20 protein-coding genes are annotated in these 18147 nt (G+C 61.8%); all 20 read right to left on the bottom strand.

From position 1 onward, the window contains the following. Positions 1-27: 27 nt before the first annotated feature. The 20 genes from PMI31_RS21955 to PMI31_RS21855 all read right to left on the bottom strand — a co-directional run bounded on the left by PMI31_RS21955 (position 28) and on the right by PMI31_RS21855 (position 18109). On the bottom strand, positions 28-822 hold the full coding sequence (locus tag PMI31_RS21955) for a DNA adenine methylase (protein ID WP_008020759.1): 795 nt from the start codon (positions 820-822) through the stop codon (positions 28-30). Between the two features lie 200 nt (positions 823-1022). Continuing rightward, positions 1023-2057 carry a phage late control D family protein gene (locus tag PMI31_RS21950; RefSeq protein WP_008020758.1) on the bottom strand — a complete coding sequence of 345 codons (1035 nt, stop codon included), beginning with the start codon at positions 2055-2057 and terminating at the stop codon, positions 1023-1025. Between the two features lie 52 nt (positions 2058-2109). Then, on the bottom strand, positions 2110-2316 hold the full coding sequence (locus PMI31_RS21945) for a tail protein X (protein WP_008020757.1): 207 nt from the start codon (positions 2314-2316) through the stop codon (positions 2110-2112). Beyond that, a complete protein-coding gene (locus PMI31_RS21940; RefSeq protein WP_008020756.1) occupies positions 2291-3148 on the bottom strand; it encodes a phage tail protein in 858 nt (285 codons plus the stop codon). The genes PMI31_RS21945 and PMI31_RS21940 overlap by 26 nt, the downstream gene beginning before the upstream one ends. An 11-nt stretch (positions 3149-3159) precedes the next feature. Then, entirely contained in the window at positions 3160-5496 is a 2337-nt protein-coding gene (locus PMI31_RS21935; protein WP_008020755.1) for a phage tail tape measure protein, read from the bottom strand. Between the two features lie 141 nt (positions 5497-5637). Then, positions 5638-5946 carry a phage tail assembly protein gene (locus PMI31_RS21930; protein ID WP_008020753.1) on the bottom strand — a complete coding sequence of 103 codons (309 nt, stop codon included), beginning with the start codon at positions 5944-5946 and terminating at the stop codon, positions 5638-5640. Between the two features lie 11 nt (positions 5947-5957). After that, positions 5958-6461, bottom strand: coding sequence for a phage major tail tube protein (locus tag PMI31_RS21925; RefSeq protein WP_008020750.1), 504 nt, complete (start codon positions 6459-6461; stop codon positions 5958-5960). A gap of 12 nt (positions 6462-6473) precedes the next feature. Further along, positions 6474-7637, bottom strand: a complete 1164-nt coding sequence (locus PMI31_RS21920) for a phage tail sheath subtilisin-like domain-containing protein (RefSeq protein ID WP_008020748.1) — start codon at positions 7635-7637, stop codon at positions 6474-6476. 104 nt (positions 7638-7741) lie between these two features. Further along, positions 7742-8314 carry a hypothetical protein gene (locus PMI31_RS21915; RefSeq protein ID WP_008020746.1) on the bottom strand — a complete coding sequence of 191 codons (573 nt, stop codon included), beginning with the start codon at positions 8312-8314 and terminating at the stop codon, positions 7742-7744. Next, positions 8314-10602, bottom strand: coding sequence for a phage tail-collar fiber domain-containing protein (locus PMI31_RS29470; RefSeq protein WP_008020744.1), 2289 nt, complete (start codon positions 10600-10602; stop codon positions 8314-8316). The genes PMI31_RS21915 and PMI31_RS29470 overlap by 1 nt, the downstream gene beginning before the upstream one ends. Beyond that, the gene (locus tag PMI31_RS21900) at positions 10595-11206 is read right to left on the bottom strand and encodes a phage tail protein I (protein ID WP_008020742.1); all 612 of its coding nucleotides are present in this window, start codon (positions 11204-11206) and stop codon (positions 10595-10597) included. The genes PMI31_RS29470 and PMI31_RS21900 overlap by 8 nt, the downstream gene beginning before the upstream one ends. A gap of 1 nt (position 11207) precedes the next feature. Then, on the bottom strand, positions 11208-12086 hold the full coding sequence (locus tag PMI31_RS21895) for a baseplate assembly protein (RefSeq protein ID WP_008020740.1): 879 nt from the start codon (positions 12084-12086) through the stop codon (positions 11208-11210). Beyond that, positions 12083-12409 (bottom strand): GPW/gp25 family protein, encoded by a 327-nt coding sequence (locus PMI31_RS21890; RefSeq protein WP_043302559.1) that lies wholly within the window; start codon positions 12407-12409, stop codon positions 12083-12085. The genes PMI31_RS21895 and PMI31_RS21890 overlap by 4 nt, the downstream gene beginning before the upstream one ends. 13 nt (positions 12410-12422) lie before the next feature. Continuing rightward, on the bottom strand, positions 12423-12644 hold the full coding sequence (locus tag PMI31_RS21885; protein ID WP_008020737.1) for a hypothetical protein: 222 nt from the start codon (positions 12642-12644) through the stop codon (positions 12423-12425). A gap of 57 nt (positions 12645-12701) precedes the next feature. Next, the gene (locus PMI31_RS21880; protein WP_008020736.1) at positions 12702-13262 is read right to left on the bottom strand and encodes a phage baseplate assembly protein V; all 561 of its coding nucleotides are present in this window, start codon (positions 13260-13262) and stop codon (positions 12702-12704) included. Next, positions 13229-13780 carry a hypothetical protein gene (locus tag PMI31_RS21875; RefSeq protein WP_008020735.1) on the bottom strand — a complete coding sequence of 184 codons (552 nt, stop codon included), beginning with the start codon at positions 13778-13780 and terminating at the stop codon, positions 13229-13231. Before PMI31_RS21875 ends, PMI31_RS21880 begins: the two co-directional genes overlap by 34 nt. Then, complete coding sequence (locus PMI31_RS21870; protein WP_008020733.1) at positions 13773-14138, bottom strand: head-tail joining protein; 366 nt, start codon at positions 14136-14138, stop codon at positions 13773-13775. Before PMI31_RS21870 ends, PMI31_RS21875 begins: the two co-directional genes overlap by 8 nt. Next, positions 14135-14455 carry a capsid cement protein gene (locus PMI31_RS21865; RefSeq protein WP_008020731.1) on the bottom strand — a complete coding sequence of 107 codons (321 nt, stop codon included), beginning with the start codon at positions 14453-14455 and terminating at the stop codon, positions 14135-14137. The genes PMI31_RS21870 and PMI31_RS21865 overlap by 4 nt, the downstream gene beginning before the upstream one ends. Before the next feature lie 68 nt (positions 14456-14523). Beyond that, complete coding sequence (locus PMI31_RS21860) at positions 14524-16596, bottom strand: ClpP-like prohead protease/major capsid protein fusion protein (RefSeq protein WP_008020729.1); 2073 nt, start codon at positions 16594-16596, stop codon at positions 14524-14526. Continuing rightward, positions 16559-18109 (bottom strand): phage portal protein, encoded by a 1551-nt coding sequence (locus PMI31_RS21855; protein WP_043302557.1) that lies wholly within the window; start codon positions 18107-18109, stop codon positions 16559-16561. Before PMI31_RS21855 ends, PMI31_RS21860 begins: the two co-directional genes overlap by 38 nt. Between the last annotated feature and the right edge of the window lie 38 nt (positions 18110-18147).

Raw genomic sequence — 18147 nt, 5'->3', positions numbered from 1 at the left:
CAACAGAATCGGTTGAAAACAGATATTTCAAAAGAGGCCTCCCAACGCTGCCGGCTCCCAGTTCAAAATCACCAATTCGCCACTGACCTTAGCGGTGCCCTGCCGTTGGTTGGTCGTGGTGTAGCGGATATCCAACATTTCGAAGTGAAACCCTTCGAACACTCGGCGGATGTCCGGGTGATCGTTGATGCTGACCATCACCCTGCCCTTGCAGCGACGCATGAAGTCGGCCATCCGCTCATAGTTCTCAAATGGAAAATCCACCCCATAGCCTGCGGTCTGCCAGTACGGCGGATCCATGTAGTGGAAGGTATGGGCACGGTCGTAGCGCTCGGCACATTCCAGCCAAGGCAGATTCTCGACGTAGGTGCCGGACAGGCGTTGCCAAGCGGCCGAGAGGTTTTCTTCAATCCGCAGCAGGTTAATCGATGGAGTGGTGGTGGCGGTGCCAAAGGTCTGCCCGGAGACCTTGCCAGCGAAGGCATGGTGCTGCAGGTAGAAGAATCGGGCGGCACGTTGGATGTCGGTGAGGGTTTCGACGCGCGTCATCTTCTGCCATTCAAACACTTGCCGAGAGCTCAGCGCCCATTTGAATTGGCGCACGAACTCTTCGAGGTGGTTCTGCACAACGCGGTACAGCGTCACCAGGTCACCATTGATGTCGTTGAGAACTTCAACGGGTGCAGCCTGAGGCCGCATGAAGTACAGGGCGGCGCCGCCGGCAAAGACTTCGACGTAGCATTCGTGCGGGGGAAACAGCGGAATGAGGCGATCGGCCAGGCGGCGTTTGCCGCCCATCCAAGGAATGATAGGGGTAGACATAGATAGCAAGACCTTTACTGTATAAATAAACAGGTGCTAGGCTCGCTCTGCTTTGTGCACAGAGCAGGAGCCTTGGCGGGACTTGCAGGGACAATCTGCGGGGACGGTGGCCAGGCTGAATGTTGACGCATCCAGACTGGCCGCTCCTTTTACTTTGAGTTTGAAACTTTTGACTCGGGCCGACTCATGCGCCCGGGTGATCAACCCGGCACTTCAAGCACGACTTTCTGCGGCTTGCCGGAGGCCTTGGCCTTGCCCTCCTTGCCGCCATTGCACTCTACCGACACCGTCCACCCGGACGGGGTGAAGGTGTGATCGACCGACTCCACCAGGTACTCACCATCGAGCCCACGCTTGAAGCCCAGCGCCTCGATCATGCTTTCGGCAAACAGGTCGGTCCGGCCCGGCAGGTCCAGGCGGACCGAGGCGGTGGAACGATTGAACGCCGCCAGACGCGCCTTCGCCGCCTCATCAGCAGCTGTTCTGTCCGGGTAGAGATGGCGGTCGGTGTGCACCGGCGGCAAGCCTTCCGGCACGTTGGGGTTGTCCAGGTGCGAGATCAGCAGCTCTCCACTGTCCGGGTCCTGATACTGGGTGCTGACGCCTTGGTGTGTACTACGGTCGCTCAAGCGAAACTGCCAGCGGGTCACGTCACTGCGCTGCAGGGCAATGACCGCCAAGGCCTTGCCACTGGCGCTCTGCCCACCCTGTCGCGGCAGGACCAGCAGCTTGCCGTCGGCCACCTTGGCCGTGCAGTCGTGCTTTTTGGCCACCCGGGTGATGAAGTTGAAGTCGGATTCATTGAGCTGGTCCATGCGTGGCACCCGGGTGTCGACCGGACACGACGGCTGCCAGCCATTGCGCGCGGCCACGTCACCGACGATCTGCGCCAGGCTGACGTCCTCCCAACTGCCGCTACGCGTGGTCTTGCCGCTGCCACGCATGTCGCTGGCCTTGCCGCTGATCACCAGCGTGTCCGGCGGACCGGAAACCGCCACCTCGTCCACGGTGTAGCGGCCCATGCGCGTCAGGTCGGCGCCGGCATAACCCAGGTAGACCTCGATGCTCGCGCCACGCACGGGCAGCGACACCGCGCCGTCGCGGTCATCAATGCGCAGCTCAAACGAATCTGAGGACATGCCGGGCCGATCGGAGAGCTGCAGCGAGATCAGCCGATCATTGATCAAGGTGGTGATGTCGGCACCGTCGGCGACGATGCGGAAAAGTGGTTGCATGTCGGCACCTCAGACAAGAAAAAGCCCGCACGCGGAGGGCTGGGTAACGGGATCAATCCCACAACGAAATGACGCTGTCAGTCTCGACCACCAGGTCCGGCAGCGTGATCAGCACGCCGGCCCGGAACGGCTGCGGCTCATCGGCCAGGCCCTGATTGGCGGCCAGCACCACCTCGACGCTGCGGTTCAGATGGCCATAATAGTGGTGGCACAGGGTGTCGAGCAGATCCCCGTCAGCCGTTCTGCAGGTCATCGCCATAACGGACAAACTCCAATGAAAAGCCCTGCTTGCGCGGGATCGCGCCGGGCAGCAACGCGCTTTGTTCCTCGTCGATATTGGTCAGGCACCAGTTGCCCAGCACTTCGCCATAACCGGTGGTGAGGTTCAGCGGTAGCAACTTGGCACCGATGCTCCGCAGCCTATCCAGCTGCTTCAGCCCACCTTTGAAGCTCGGGTAGATCGCGCCCTTGATGGTGATTTTTTCCTCACCCAGGCCCACCGCCTGCTGTGCCGGGCGCCGGGTCAGGCGTTCCTGCGCGGCCCAGCGAAACGCCGTCTGCCGGCGCAGTTCATCAAAGGCTGCCGTGTCCAGGTTGAAGTAATACGGCCGCTCATTGGCTTTCAGTGGGTAGAGGATCAGCAAGTGCGGGAATGGCTTCACCGCGTCGGGAATCGGCGACATGTCGCCGGCAAACCATTCCGTGGGGAAGATGTTGCCCAACGCGGCATTGGCTTTACCGGCGACCTTATTGAACGCCGCGCCAAAGCGGCCTATCTGCTCAGTCAACGCGGAAAAGTGCTCATCAAACTGGGCCAAGGCGCGCTGGGTCTGGTTGTAGTAGCTGGCGACCTTGCCGATCTTGGCCTGCGCCGAGTTGATCGCACCCTGCAGACGCCGGGTCTTGTCGCTCAGGTCCTCGCTCAGAAAGGGCAAGCCTTCCAGCGCATCCGCAGCCCCGCTGATTTCATTGAGCGCGCCATTCATGGGCCCGGTCATCGACTCGATGTCCGTGCGACCGGCTTCACCGGCGTCGACCATGTACTTGAGGCCACCCTGCAGGTGCTCCAGGTAGTTTTTTTCATCCGTCATAAAACACTTCCTTAGCCCACATGGGGCGCATCAAACAACTGGCGGTTACGCGCCTCCCGAGCAAAGTCGTCAAACTGGCGTCGCAGGTACGGCATCATTTCCTGAACGAACTGTGCCGGGTCTTTCACATCGCCTTGCACCTGAAAAACCGGGGCCGGGGCGAAGGTGAACTGCTGATCGACCTTCGGCCATTCGGGTGTTTTTGCCGCCGTGCTCGACATCAATGCCGCCGCCGTGACCGGCGCGGCGGGGGCGTTTTCCATCGCACGTACGACCGCGCCCACCCCTTGGCCGGCGGCCATGGGCAAGATGCCGATCGGTGCTTTGGCCGGCGTGTCCGGTCCGCCAAACAAGGCCTTGCCAATGGTCGCTCCCACGTCACCACCGCCCCACGCTCCGACCATGCCACCGATCACTCCGCCAATCGCGGTTCCGATCAGTGGGATGATCGAACCGATGGCCGCGCCGGCCGCTGCACCCGCCAGGCCACCGGCCAAGCTACCCGCCGCCTCGCCGTAACCTTCAGCCTTTTCATCGCGGGTGGTGGCGTTCAGGTAAGTGTCCACTACCTGGTAGCCGGCAGCAGCCACCGCCAGCGCCCCGCCCGCTTTCACGCCACGGGAAAGTCGATTGGCAGAAGCTTTTCGCTTTCGACCTGGATCGCGATCCAGTCCTTCATCATCACCGTCCTTCGCGTTGGTCACGAACACCCGCTGGACGATGTTGGATCGGTCGCCGGCCGAACCACGGGCGATGTTGGCCAGCCCCCGACCGATTTTCAGCGCGGCCCAGGCTTTGCCCAATACCAATGCACCAGCAGTGAGTGCCGCCAGGCCCAGCACGGCCTTGGGCGTTTCCTCGGACAAAGCGGTCAAGCCACGCGCCGCCACGCCAATCCCGATGGCCAGCGCATCCGTCGCCGGACGCAGGGCATCACCGATGGCACGCAGCGAATCGTTGAACGCCTGACCGGTTTCGGCCCAGCGTTGTGACGAGGCTTCGCGACGCTCGCTCAGGTTCTTGTCGAGAATGTCCTTGCGCGGGCCGTTGGGGTCCGAGGCGCCTTTTTTCAGCTCCGCGTAGAATTTTTTGTTCTGGGTGTACGCCATCAGCGCGGTCTTGACCTGCATGTCGGCAAATACATCACCGGTACGTAGGGTCGCGGCCAGAGCATCGGCCATCGCTTGCGCCTTGGCCGGGTCCGTCTCCTGGTTGATCTTGGTCAGGCCCTGATCCAGCTGTTTGGCCTTTTTGGGGTCGGTCTTTTCCACGTACCGGCGAGCCAGTTCAAAACTGGCTTCAAAGGTCGACAGGCCCTTGCCAATGGCGGCGTTCATCGAGCCCTGATAGTCGATCCCGGCATCGGCATAACCTTTGACCGTTTCCCCTGAACCGATTTTCGCAATCCAGTTTTTCAGGTTGTTCGCCGCCTCATCGGCACTGCCGGCGCTCTTGATCTGCACCTGCAGCATGGCGCCCAGCTGGGTCACCGCATCCTGCCCGGTGATGCCGCTGCTGGCCATCTGCGCCAGCAGTTCCGGAAACCACTTGGCCATGTCGGCCGCTTCGAAGCTGCCTTGTTGGCCCAGCAACGCGACCGATGCCAAGGCCTGTTCCATTTTTTTCGGGTCGGTGATCTTGGCGTTGTTCTGCATCGCCAGAATCATCTTTGCCGTGTCGGTGCCCGACGCGCCCTGCCCGACCGCAAACTTGGCCGCCACCGGGGCGTACTTCAGCGCTTCGGTCAGATCCATGCCGCCACCGACCAGCTGGTTCACCAGCTCGGCCACCTGGGTGTTGGCCATGCCGGTGTCTTTCGAAGTCTGCACAATGTCGCGGGCGGTATTTACTTCCTGTTGAGTATTGGCGGTACCGGACTTGATCGCGATGTCCCGGATGATCGCCTGAAAATCCGCGCTGACCTTGGTCGGTACAGCGGCCAGCGTGGTGCCGGCGACTGCCGTGCCAAACCCGCTGCGTAAACTTTCCCGCCCCTCCTCGACCTGGCCCATCCCTTTGACCTTGAACTCGGCGCTGCGCACCACCTTACCCAGCGCCAGGTACTCCTGACGCAGGCGCCCGACTTCAACCCCCTGCTTGCGCAGGCTGCTGGTGTTGGTTTCCAGCTTGCGCAGCAAGGCATCGGCATTGGCCGCGCCGCTGTCGTGGGCTTTTTTCCATTCATCGCGCAGGCGTATGGTCTCGCCGATGACTTTCTGCAAACCTTTGGCGCGCGTGGTTTGCGCCTCGAGCTTTTTCATTTCGCCGCTGACGTTCTTGAAGGCGGCACCGAGCGAAGAATCGACGGCGCCCCCAATCACCAGCCCGAGCGAGAGTTTGTTCGCCATGCTTATCACCTACGTGCAACGGGGTGGGCTCAATCCGTGAGCCACCAGACCATCTCGGAAAACGACAGCCCCTGAATCTCGGCCGCCGAAAAATTCAGCTCGACGGCCAAGCGTTTGGCCAGGGCTTTTTGCAACTTGGGGTTAAACCCCGTCGTCTGCTCCCAGACGAAAATAGGCGGTCTGCAGACGACGGTAATCACGCATCAGCAGCCCCTCCAGATCCGCGCGGCCGATGCTCGCCAGGCTGCAGAACAGGACCATTTCCTGTTCTTCCTCGTTGCTACCGCCCTGCAGGGTCGCGGCGCGCATCTCACGCACCGTCGGCTCGCGCAGGGTCAGCTTGTCGACCTTGATGCCATTGGCCTCGCTCGGTTTGGATAAGATGACGGTGGCGATGCCATCGCCCAGTTGCAGCCACTTGGGCAGAACATTGTCTTTTGCGTTACTCATGGTGTGGTTCCTTACATGCCCAAGGCAGACCGCACAGCGGCCAGTTGATCGGTGCCATCGATGATGCGGATCGAGTTGAGGGGATCGATTTCAAACATCACGCTGCCGTCGATCTCCAGCTTGTAATAGGTCACGGCGACGGCGTACTTGAACTCGCCTTTTTCGCCCGGTTTCCAGTCCCCCGGGTCGACTTCCTTGAGACTGCCCCGCAGGGTGGCGACCACCGACTTGACCACACCTTTCTGGCCCTTAAAGGCACCTCGGAACGAGGCGTTGAACCCGGTCAGGTCGGACTGGCCGAAGAACTTCAGCACCTCGCGGCGCACACCATTGGTGAGGAAGCTGGCTTCCAGCTTCTCCATACCCATGTCGAGTTCGACCGCCGCGTCCATGCCGCCCGCGCGGTATTCGTCAGTCTTGAGGGTCAACTTGGGCAGGGTCAGGCTCGGGACATCGCCTTGCAGGCTGATGCCGTCCACGAACAGGTTGGTGTTGTAGAGCACTTCCGGAATCATAAAACGGCCTCCTTAGGCAGCGGTGTCCAGCACTTCAGTGATCCACTGATCGGTCACCTCCACGCGGAAGTTCGGGTTTTCGGCCGGCGGCACGTCGGTGAACCGGATGTTCCAGTACACCTTGCCGTCGCTGAGTTCGCTGGAGGTGTTCAGCTCTTCGTCGGCATAGACCTCAAAGTTGATGATCGCGCCCTGATTCTTCAGGTCGCGCATGAATGCCTGCAGGCCTTCGGTCACGTCCTTGACGTAGGTCGCGGTGATCGAGCGGTCGACGGCCCACTTGTGCGCGTAGAGGATGGCGTCCATGACGATATCCAGCGTGCGCACGCGGGTGACGAACTTCCATTTCGGGTCGCTGGACAGCGTGCGGTTGCCCCACAGGCGGTACCCGTCATCGCGGATGATCGTGGTGATGTTCGCGTTGTTCAGCACGTTGGCCCGGCAGGACGCATCGCCGTCGAGAAACTCGATCGATCGCGTGGTACCGGTGATACCGACAAACTCCTTGTTCGACGGAGAGGCCCAGAAACCGTAGGTGGCATCGGTCCAGGCAAACAGGCCAGCGGTCCAAGCCGAAGCCGGTGCGTTGACGGTGGCACTGGTTCCGGTGTCCCAGAACTGCACGCCAGGGTCGACCATGTACGCGTGTTTGCTGCCGAAGTTTTCGGCATAGGCGATCGCGGCTTCGTCGGTGGTGTTCGGCCCGTCGAGGATGGCCATCGCCCGCATCTTGTCGCCCAGCGCCACCAGCTCGGTGGCCACCGCCAGCGTCGCCGAGTACCCCGGCGTTACCAACAACCGTGGCTGGGCGTTGAACTTGCTTTTACCGTTGAGCAACGCCTGCATGCCGGTCCGGCTGCCGTCGGCCCAAACCCCGCCGATGATCGCTGACAGCTGCTCAGCCGGATCCTCCAACAGCGGCACACCGACGGCGACAATCACCGCCTTGGACCGCTTGAAAATGGCCTTGCAGTCCTGGGTGATCGCGGCGTCCGGGCCCCAGGCCGCCACCGCTTCGCTTTCGCGGGTGATCAGCAGCAGTTCGTTGGCCGCCGCGGTCGCCGGCGGCCCAACGGTGAAGGTGTTGCACAGGCCGATGATCGACGCGGACGGGGTGGCGATATGCCGGGCGCCGGTGTCCACCAGGGTCACGGTGACGCCGTGAAAGAAACTCATAGAGTGATGCTCCAGAAACGAAGAAGCCCCGCATAAGCGAGGCCGTGGGGATGTGCGGTGACGTGCAGCATGGAAAAGAAAACGCCTCGGCAATGCGGGGCGTTTTAGGAGGTACTTGGCGCTACAGGGCGCTCTTCCTTAGTAGGAAATAAGGCGCTGGCTGGCCAGGCCCGCAGTTCATTGCGGTAGGTGCGCCAGGCGGACTCCGTGCTGATCGCGCCCAAGTAAGCATCCTGATGCTTGTCGACCTCTCGGCCCGCCAACCGCAGTTCGCTTTCGATCCACGTCTGCTCTTGTTGGCTTTGAAGCTGCAGGTCCAGGGCAGCATCCAGCACCCAATCGAGACCATCCCAGAGATGGGCCGCACTCGGTCGTGGCAAGGTCGTCAGCTCGGGGGGCAACTCGCCCGGCATCGTGTGTTTTACCTCGGCGCCATCGGCTGTCTGAAACACCGGGCCACGGTAATCGGGCACCACCACCCAGGCCTCATCCCTCCAGACAACCACCTCGCCGTCACCGGCTTCGGGCGGTTCCTCTAACGTAGCGCCCGCCGGCAGACCGCAACCGGAGCTGGCATAGGTTGCCCGTCGGCCAAGGTATTCCGCCGTAGTTTCGCTGAAGGTGTAAACGTCGATCCAGCCATTTTCATCAAAAAAACCGTTCACTAAGATAGGCATCAGTGCGCCCTGCAAATGTAGTTAAACGCCACGCTGCGCGGACGTGTTTCAGTAGCGATTCGCACAACGCGCGAAGGGTCAAAGACCATACTTACATCGCCGCCAATAACGCTGCCTTCGCCGTACGCGACAGAACCCGGTACCCCCGCAAACGCGCCATATGCACCGCTGCCGACCCCCGTATTGCTGGCCATGGAATACCCCCCGGTAATGTTCTGCATCGCATCGAGTTGCGGACTTAGCATTGCGCGACCGGCATCAATTCCACGGCCATTGTCGCAACCGCGAACCCATTCACCGCGCATGTCAGGCACGATGCCGCTGGGATACACGGCGGCCAACGCCGGGTAGGCCGCCACGTCGAACGGCTGGCCAGCCATGACAAAGCATTTGGCGGGCGGCGTGGGGGTTGGCCATGGAAACGGCACGCCGACAGGGACGGAAAATATGGCAGCAGGATCAAAATTGCTCTGGGTCCAGATATGCCCGAAATCCTGCGCATCAACCTGTACTTTTATTTGACTCGAGGCGTGGTGATAGCCGATGTAGATTTTATTGGCGCCTTGATCCGTCCCCCCGCCTTGCTGCACGGGAGTGAAGCCCAACGCAGGTTGGTACGTAGCAGGATCAAAGTTACTAGTGTCCCAGCCCGTTACCCACGCACTGAATACGTATCCCTCTGGGGTCTGAACACCGCCACGAGTAATAGTTGTACCGGTGTTATAGCCGATGATTTGTTGCCAGAGGGTGTCTTGACTGACCGTAACCAGCATGGGGGAGAATTGACCGCCCTCTGGAACGTTCGGGCCGGGGTTCACCCGGTAAATACCCACGGTGGTGACTGTGTTTAGATCGGTGCCGTCGGGAAGGACAATCCCCCCGTGACCGATGCCATAAGCACCCGTGAGCAACACACGACCTGGCGTGTCATCTTGGGGGTAGATTTGTTTAACCAGATTGGTTGAGTCCCAGATGCTTTCCCATTCGCCCCAAACACCGGCAGTCAAGGCCCGGCGGTGTAGGGTGTGGTCGGCATTCCCATAAATCTCCTGGAAGGCGTATTGACCTGGTGTAATCGCCGAGACGCGAACCCAACCCTCATAGATCCCGCCTCCTGGCCCTCCTATGCCATTGCTGATGAAATAGAGGGCCGTCTCCGCGTTCAAGCCACCGATGTCAACATCGCTGACCGCATAGGCGGGCCCGCCCCAGCCGAACGCTCCGACCTTCATCAGCGCATCAGGCGTTCCATCGTGCAGATAGACCTGCACATCTGCGGTCGCGGCGGTGCCCAGCCCGAGGTTACTCCGAGCCTCGACCACATCCGCAACATCGCCCAGGTTTTCACTCACCGCCAGGGCATCGGTAATGCCGTAGCCGTCCAGGGTGGTCGGGTTGGTGCCAGCGATCACACGCCCAAGGGCATCGACGGTGACACTGCGAAAAGTGCCCACACCGCCCCCACTGCCGCCTGCGATCATTTCAAACTGCAAACCGGTGGTGCCGAGGGTGATCGGCGCGTCGGTGACCAACTGCCAGAGGCTGTCGCCGTTGGTCGTGCCCTGCTCGACGTGGATAAACAACCCCGGGGTCACTTCCAGGCTGTTGTCGGCATCGGCGGCCCGCGTCCAGCCTTCGGCGCTGACGACATAGACACCGTTGTTCTGGGCCTCTGCCTGGGCGGTCACCAGCACGCGATCACCGACGGCCACGGCCACGTCATCGATGGTCTGCACATTGCTCAGGGTGATGGGGACCGTGGCCGCCACCCGTGCTGACTGTTTGTGATCCAGCTTGGCCAGCGCCTCACTGATCGCCAGGTCGACGTATTCACGCGTGGCCAGCACCACCGCTGGGTCAATCTTCAGCACGATGTTCGCCGAGCTGCTGACGATGAAATTCATCCGCACGACCTGGGTTTTACCACTGCCCTGGTCCAGCAATGGTTTATAGCTCGGTGCGCAGTTGGCCACCGCCACCAGATCACCGTCGACGTCGTACAGGCCGATCTCGCGAATCCACTCGCCGCCCACTTCCGGCGGAATGATCTGCTCAGTGATCACCGTGTTGGGATTGGCCGGATCAACGCGTATCTGGTTGATCGGCGCCCGGCGCCATTCGTTGATCAGTTGGGTCTGCAGGCGATCGGGAATCGGGTCGGTGCCGTTGGCATCGCCCAGGCCCATCTCGGTAAACATCCAGTCCAGGCCCATGGCGATGGCATTGGCGTGCTTGGCTTCACCGACCGCCGTGAGAATGGCAAAAAACTGACTGGTTTTATCAATCATAGGGATAAACGTCCAAAGTATCGGTTTCATCGACGCAGAGCGCCGGGCCAAAAGTGCCGGTCACGTCGATGTCTTGTGGGGCCGGCGGGTACACGTCGATCTCTTCACCTTCTTGCACGCACACGGCAATGCCCAGCACCCCCTCGGTCTGCAGGCTGAGCGCCAGGTTGGTCATGTGCCGGCTGACCGGACGGGCGTCGTCGATCAACCACGCCAGTTCCTCGTACAGTTCCTCGGTGATACCGGCATCGTTCAGCCCGACCTCTAGGGCGAAGGTGCCGGGCACGCCTTCCGGCACGGTGTCGAACCACTCGACCACGTCGATCAGGTAGCCCAAGGGCTCGACCACCCGACGCAGCGCACCGATGGTGCCTTTGCGTGCATGCACGTCGTACGCCGAACGGATCGCCGTGCGCTTAGCCTCCTGGGTCCAGTTATTGTTCCAGCGGTCCACCGACCAGGCCGAGGCCAGGTACGGCAACAAGTGTTCCGGGCAGGTATCGGCGTTGTACAAACTGCGCAGCGGAATCAATGTGTTTTCATAGTTGGCCGCTTCCACGGCCAGCTCTAGCGGCGTGCTGTTGAGGGGCAGCTGACTGCTCATGTCAGGCCCCCAGCGTTACGGTGTAGCCGTTGCAGTAGGCCGCCTCGGCCTTGCTCGGTTTGATATCGGTCCAGTCGAGCAGCTCAACCCGAGCGATGCCGGGAACGTGCAATTGCGCATCGATCCCCGAGCGCGCCACTTCCAGACCGAGGCGGCGGCGTGGGTTGATCCACTCGCTCAGGCGTTTCTGGCTTTCGGCCAGGTAGGCTTCGTTTTCCGGCCCCGGTGCCTGCGGATACAGCACCGCTTCAATGTGGTAATCGATGACCACCGCGCTCTGCACCGTGAGACGGTCGGCCACCGGCCGCACGTCTTCGTCATTGAGGTGCAGCCGGACCTCTTCCAGCAGTTCCGGCGAGGCGGCGCCGCTGCCTTCCAGGCTGAGCACGGTGACCACCACCACGGCCGGTGACGGACTTTCCGCCGTGGCATCGGCCACCAGGCCCGAGGCGTTGCGCGCATGCAGGATGTAGCTGTTTCGCGGTCCTGCCGTGGTCAGCCCCTCATACGACAGCTGCACTCGCTCGCGCAGGGCATCGTCCTCCTCAAGCACCTGCGGCGTCGGCGGCACCGTGCTCGGATCGCCCGCCTGAATCACCAGGCGCTGCAGGTTGACGTTGGCGGCCAGGTGATCGAGGTCGGCCCGCTCGGCATGGGCCAACAGCAAAGCCTTGCCCGCGTCGTTGACCCGCGCCCGGTTCTGCAAGGCGCCATACGCGGCCTGCTCGATCAGCTTGAGCACCGGGTCGCTTTCGAGCTCCGCACTCCAGTTGTCGCCCATGCTCAGGCGGAAGGCTTCCAGCTTCTCCTGGTAGACCACTTCAAAGTCGAGGTCTTCGAGCACTTGCGGCGGCGGCAGGGCCGCCAGTTCCATGGTCATGCGGACACCTCCAAAGTCACGTCGCTGCCCAGGTACTGCCCGGTCAGCTCAAAGGTGATACGCCCGTCGAGGATGGCCACGGCGCGCACGCGGCCGAGTTTCAACCGCGGCTCCCAGCGCCCGAGGGTGCTGGCCACCTCGGCTTGCACGGCACTCTTCCAGCCGTCATTGACCGGCAGGTCGACAAAGCGCCGCAGCTTGCTGCCGTACTCCGGGCGCATGCGCCGGCTGCCCAAGGGAGTGGACAAGATGTCCTCAATGGACTGGCGCAGGTGATCGAGGCCGGAAATGAGTTGGCCGGTGCGGCGGTCCAGTCCGATCATCCCGATCATTGGATCAGCCCTCGACCGCGACAAAATCCTTGCGGCCATGCAAATACTCGAGCGCGACCGTGTCGTCAGACGCCACTGCGACTTGTCCTTTTTTGACTTTCAAGGTGCGCCCGGCGTCCAGCAGGATCAGCACCCGCGAGGTGTACAGCGTGTCGCGAAAGATGCTCAGCGTGGCCGGCGCAGGTGCATCCGTGGCGGCGGGAACTGCCTTGGTTTTACTCGTCATGCTTTTTCTCCAGACATGAAAAAGCCCGCGCGCGGCGGGCTGAAGGTGAATGTGTGCTCAATGCGAGTGGTTGCTGCTGTTGCCCCCGGCATCCATGATCGTGCCGGCGCCGCTGATGTCACCGGACACGCTCAGCGATCCGTCGATCGCCACCTCCCCCACCAGCGCAATCTGGCTGGCGACAACGCGGACTTGATCCGGCGTCACTTCAAACAACGAGCCACCAACCGTGATCGTCGCGCGGTTGCCCTCGGGCAGCGCAATGCTGTAGCTGCCGGCCTGCCAGTCGTAAACCAGTGAGCCGCCATCGTCGAAGTACCAGGCCTCGACGTGATCGCGGTTGTCCGGCGGCGTTCCGGCGTTGCCATACAGCCCAGGGATAAAGGTGCCCATGGCCGGATCACCGCTCGGGCTGAACAGCGCGCCCTGCTCATTCGGGCTCGGTGCGCGCCAATGACGGGCCTTGCCGGCGGCCAGGCTGTGCCAGCGCACCCAGGCACTGACCCAGGTTCCGGCCTTGACCCGCACCCGCCCGGCCATCAGATCGACGCCGACCACCACGCAGGGCAGCAGCATGGCGGCGATCATCCGGTCGTGTTCGGCGCTGGTGTATCCCATGCCAGATCCTCCGGTTGAAAGTAGTGATCTTCATTGCCGGTACCGGTGCAGCCATCGACGTTCAGGTACAGAGAACCCGGCGGCTCGACTGGCCATAACCATTCGGTTTCACCGATCTGGAATATCTGCTTCCACTCAACGATCCACACCACAAATTGCGCCAGCTCCGGCATCGAGTCGTCCGGGAATGCACGCACCTCCTGCACCTCTTCGACAAAGTCCAGCCCCCAATATTGCCCGCGCAAAATCTTGCTGATCTCGGCGGCCAGAATGGCGGCCTGTAAGGCCGCTTTGCTGATGGTCGAATCGACCATGATGCACACCTGAAAGCGGCCGCTCAGGGAGGTTTTGCCGCTGCCATTGTCGGCGGCTTCGCCGATTTCCGTCAGGGCGAACAACACCGCCGGCAGACCGACTTCAGCGTTCAGCTCGGGGAACGCCTCGACGCTCACCACCGTCGGCAAGCCGGCGCGGAACGTCGCCTCGATCGCGTTGTGTAAGGTCGTCAGCTCATCCATTGTTCAAACTCAGTATGAAAGTGACCATGCCGGCGCCGTCCGGCTCGCGCTTGCTGACCTTGTAGCGACCGCCGCCCTGCTCCGCCGGTAGATCGATGGTAAGAAAGGTGTCTTTCTCGATGCCCACCGCATCCACCACGCGGGCGGTGAAAGTCGGCGCCAGGACGTTATCCGTCACGATGGCATTGCCCAGGCGCACGCTCTTCGATTTGCCGCCGACATCCGCACCGACAAAGGGCGAGAAGAACGCACCGGACATCGGCAGGCCGTCCGGCTTGATGGCGCGATCGCCGAGGCGATCGACCAACACTGCATCCATCCGGGCCGTGACGTCGCGAAAGCGGCCCAGCGTGGTCACTGGATCAACAACGCTTCGGCAATACCGCCGACCGGAGCACTCATCAGCTTGCCGAATGGCACCAAATCACCCGTGGCCGTGAGCGGATCAACCAGCACGCCGGCTTGCAGGGCCACTTTCTGTCCCTGCAACAACGCCGCATCGGCAGGCAGACGCCAGACGCCGCCGAGATGGCCGACCAAGACGTCACCCGCCACGCCACTGGCGATCGGGATGACCACCGTATCAACCAGCACCAACGGCACCCCCGCCGTCGCGCCACCGTCTGGTGCCACAAAAGTCAGCGTGCTGCCGGGACCCGAATAATTCTTTGACATGCGCATTTCTCCTGTACAGAAACAACAAACCCCGCTCGCGGCGGGGTGTTTAGGGGATTCTTCAACCGTTAACGGCTGGCTTTCGCAGGTGGCACGACACCGACTGACTTGTTCAGACCGCGATAATCCAGCGCCGCGACCCCGGCATCGATCCGCACCTTGCTCGTCACGCCATCAATGGTGAAACCCTGCTGCTGCTCCATGTAGGGCTGTTCAACGCCGTCCAGGTAAGCGACTTCGATGGTGTCAGTACCTTGGCGGGCGGCTTCATACCAGGTGACCGGCGAATCATCGTCCAGGCGTGGCTCGGCGATCACCGTGGCGAAATTGCGGATCGGGTTGTCGATGCCGGCATTGGTGTCGACGCCAGGCACCGACGCCGAGCGGATCAGTTGGTTGGTCTTGTCTTCCAGCGCCACCGGCACCAGGACAAACGCCGGGCGAATGTTCAGGGTGCGGGCCTTGCCACCCTCGACCTCGGTTTTCTGCAAGGCCATGGCGGTCTTGGCCTTGCTCAGCGCCTCAATCGACATATTGGCGCCGGTACCGGAGAACAGGTTGTTGCGCTCGGCATCGAACAGCGCTTTGCCGTCGCTCATCACCGGTGAATGGATCAACGTGTCATAGACTAGATCGCCGATGGTGCCGCGCGCGGCCAGGCCCATGTTGTAAGGCACCGTGCTCAACTGGTCGAGGTCATCGTTGATGATCGCCTGCCGGGTGATGCTGAACATCTCACCGTAGGTGGCCAGGCGGATTTTTTCGCCACGGTCACTGGTGGTGATGTATTTGTATTCCGCACCTGGGCGAACTTCACGCAGGCTCGGAAACGCCCCCATGCCGACCCGGGACGCCACCTTGAAGTCACTCAAACGGCCCTTTTTGGTCCACAGGTGATAGGTCTCCGGCGCCTCGTCCCAGCCGAGCAGGACCGACTTGGCGGCACTGTCCACCAGGATGTTGCCGAAGTCGCTGGAGTCATGGGTGAACGCCAAGCCGACCATGGCCATCGGATCAAGAGTAGCCACCAGAATGCCGCGATCATGCAGCGAGGCACGGGCCAGTTCGCGCAGGCTCATGTGGTTATAGGCGTTGTCTTTCTGGTTTTCCGCCTGACCCAAACGGCCCGCCAGCGAGGCGCGCACCGAATCGCCAACCAGGTTGCCGTTGCTGATGTGGCCATGATGCCCGGGGCCGCTCGTTGGGGTGGTGGTCGAACCCAGCGCGACCAACAGTTTTTCCCGCGCCATCTCGGCCGTGCAGCTCAGGTCATTGAGGCAGGTGTTGAGCAGCTCGGTGTGGCTGGTGACCAGCGAGCCACAGAACGCGGCGTTGATTGCGGTGCGGCGAGCACCATCCGCAGCCATGACCTGGGCGCGCATCTGATCCAGGGTCAGCGCGACCGGCGCCGGATCGACAGCCGGCGTTGGTGTCGGGGCTGGAGCTGGAGCTGGAGCGGGCGCTGGGGTTGGAGCGGAACCGCGTGGATTGAACAGATTTTGTGCCGAGGTAGGCATGTTGGTGAACTCCTGCATGCGTTTTGAAGTGAGTTGAGCGGCCGCCTTGAACGGATCGAGCACCTTGTCAGCGAAACCGGCCGCCACCGCTTCGTTGCCATCCATCCAGGTTTCCGCCTTAAGCAGCGCCTGAATGTCCTCGATCGCCTTGCCCGACTTGCGCGTATACGCCTGAATCAGCGTGCTCTCGACCTTGTCGAGTAAGTCGGCGTACTCGCGCATGGCGTCGGCATCACCTACCTGACCACCCCATGGCTTGTGAATCATCATCATGGCGTTGGCCGGCATGTTGATTTCATCCCCGGCCATGGCAATCACGCTGGCCATCGAAGCGGCGAGACCGTCGATGTACACCACCACCCGCGCCGAATGGCCGCGCAGCAGGTTGTACATGGTGGTCCCTTCAAACACGTCGCCGCCCGGAGAGTGAATGTGCAGGTTGATCTGAGACACATCGCCGATGGCGGCCAAATCGCGGGCGAACTGTTTGGCGGTAATGCCCCACGCGCCGATCTCGTCGTACAGCATCACCTCGACCACCCCGCGCTGCTGCGCCGCACGGAGCGAGTACCAGCTTTCACCGGGCTTATTCGTCGGGGTTATCGAGGCCCTCGGCCTCATCATCGGCAGGCTTCGTTTTGTTTTGCTGTTCATTGCTTTGCGTTTTTCCATAGGTCTCGTGATAGAAGTCCGAACTGAAGACCAGTCCCTGTTCCCGGTTGGTTTTGATTTCCGAAGCCCGGGAACGCTTGAGTTCCTGCGGATTGCGCTGCCGCGCCCGTGCCACTTCCGACTCATCGGAAAAGCCGGCCTCGACCAGAATTTTCCAGGCATTGGCCTCATGAATTGGGTTGATCCACGGCATCACCGGCCCTTGGTAGATCGCGCCAAACACCGTGTCCGGATCGACGTCGACCGGCACCTTGATCACCCCGCTGGCAATCGCCATGTGCAGCCATTCGCGATAGACCGGGCGACTCCAGTAGTCGATAAATTCGTGCTGCAGCAGGTCATAACCTGCCTGCCCCTCGACCAGCTCCTGACGCTGTGCGGAATAAGTGCCGTCGTAACTTCGGGCCACACTGGAGTAGGTGCCCCGGGTGCCGGCGGCCACGGCCTTGAGTTGACCGTTGCGGAAGCCTTCCAGAAAAGGGTTGGGCCGATTGCTCTCGATCATGCCGACGTCTTCGCCGGGCAACAGGCCGTCGAACACCATGCCCGGGCCGATGGGAATGCTGCGAGCAGCGGCAGCCTGGCCATTCACCGCAGATGGCGTGGTGTAATCGTCCGGTGTGCCTTTTTTGATGTACATGGCCAGTGCCGCGCTGATACGTGCGGCAACCCGTTCGCTTTCCTCGTAATCCTTGATGTCTGCCAGGCGAATCAGCACGGCATGCAACAGCGGTTGGCCGCGGTTTTGACCGATGCGCTTCCGGTGCGCGATGTGAATCATCTGTTCGACCGGGACGCGCTTGGTGGTCAAAGTCAGCTGGAAACCGGCGGCATGTCCGGGGTGATGCTTGACCAGGTGATAAGCCCGGACCCGCCGCCACTGATTGCGCTCGATCCCCTGCACAATACCCTTGGCTTCATCGTTGTATTCCCACGGTAGGTAATCCGGCTCCAGCAACTCCAAAGCGAAGGGCACCACGCTCAAATGCTCATAACTGGGCACACGCCCCTTGAGCTTCTGCGCCAAGGCTTCGCCATCGCGTAGCCAAGTTCGGCACACCTGCCGCTCCATCTGCGGTCGGGACAGCTCGCCGGACGTTTCCGGGCGCAACGACCACTCGGCCCAGCGGGCCTTGATCTGCGCCGCAAACTCCAGATGCACTTCCCCGGCGTAACTCAAGGGAAACGGCTCGACCGCGATGCCCATGCCGCCCACCACCCTCTCTTCCAGACGATCGAACAAACCGGTGACGATGTCGTGGTCTTCGTCCAACTTGCGGCACTGCTCGCGCAAAGAGCGCGCCGAACGCTGCAGCGAGCGGTCCGCGCTGGCCGATTGTTTTTTGGCTTGGTGGGTGCGGGTCGCCTGCGCCGCTTCAAAGGCCATGATGGTGCTACGGGCACGCAGACGGTCAGCCACCAGCCCGGGAAATACCGGGGCCAGCACGCGATCCAGCAGGTTCATCGGAATGTCGCCAAGGCGTACGGCGGCTGCCCCGCCGC

The organism is Pseudomonas sp. GM55, assembly GCF_000282395.1.
In the GTDB taxonomy this organism is placed as follows: domain Bacteria; phylum Pseudomonadota; class Gammaproteobacteria; order Pseudomonadales; family Pseudomonadaceae; genus Aquipseudomonas; species Aquipseudomonas fluorescens_CC.
The sequence above is the reverse complement of the archived record's forward strand: the minus strand, read 5'-3'. Positions and strand labels throughout refer to the sequence as shown.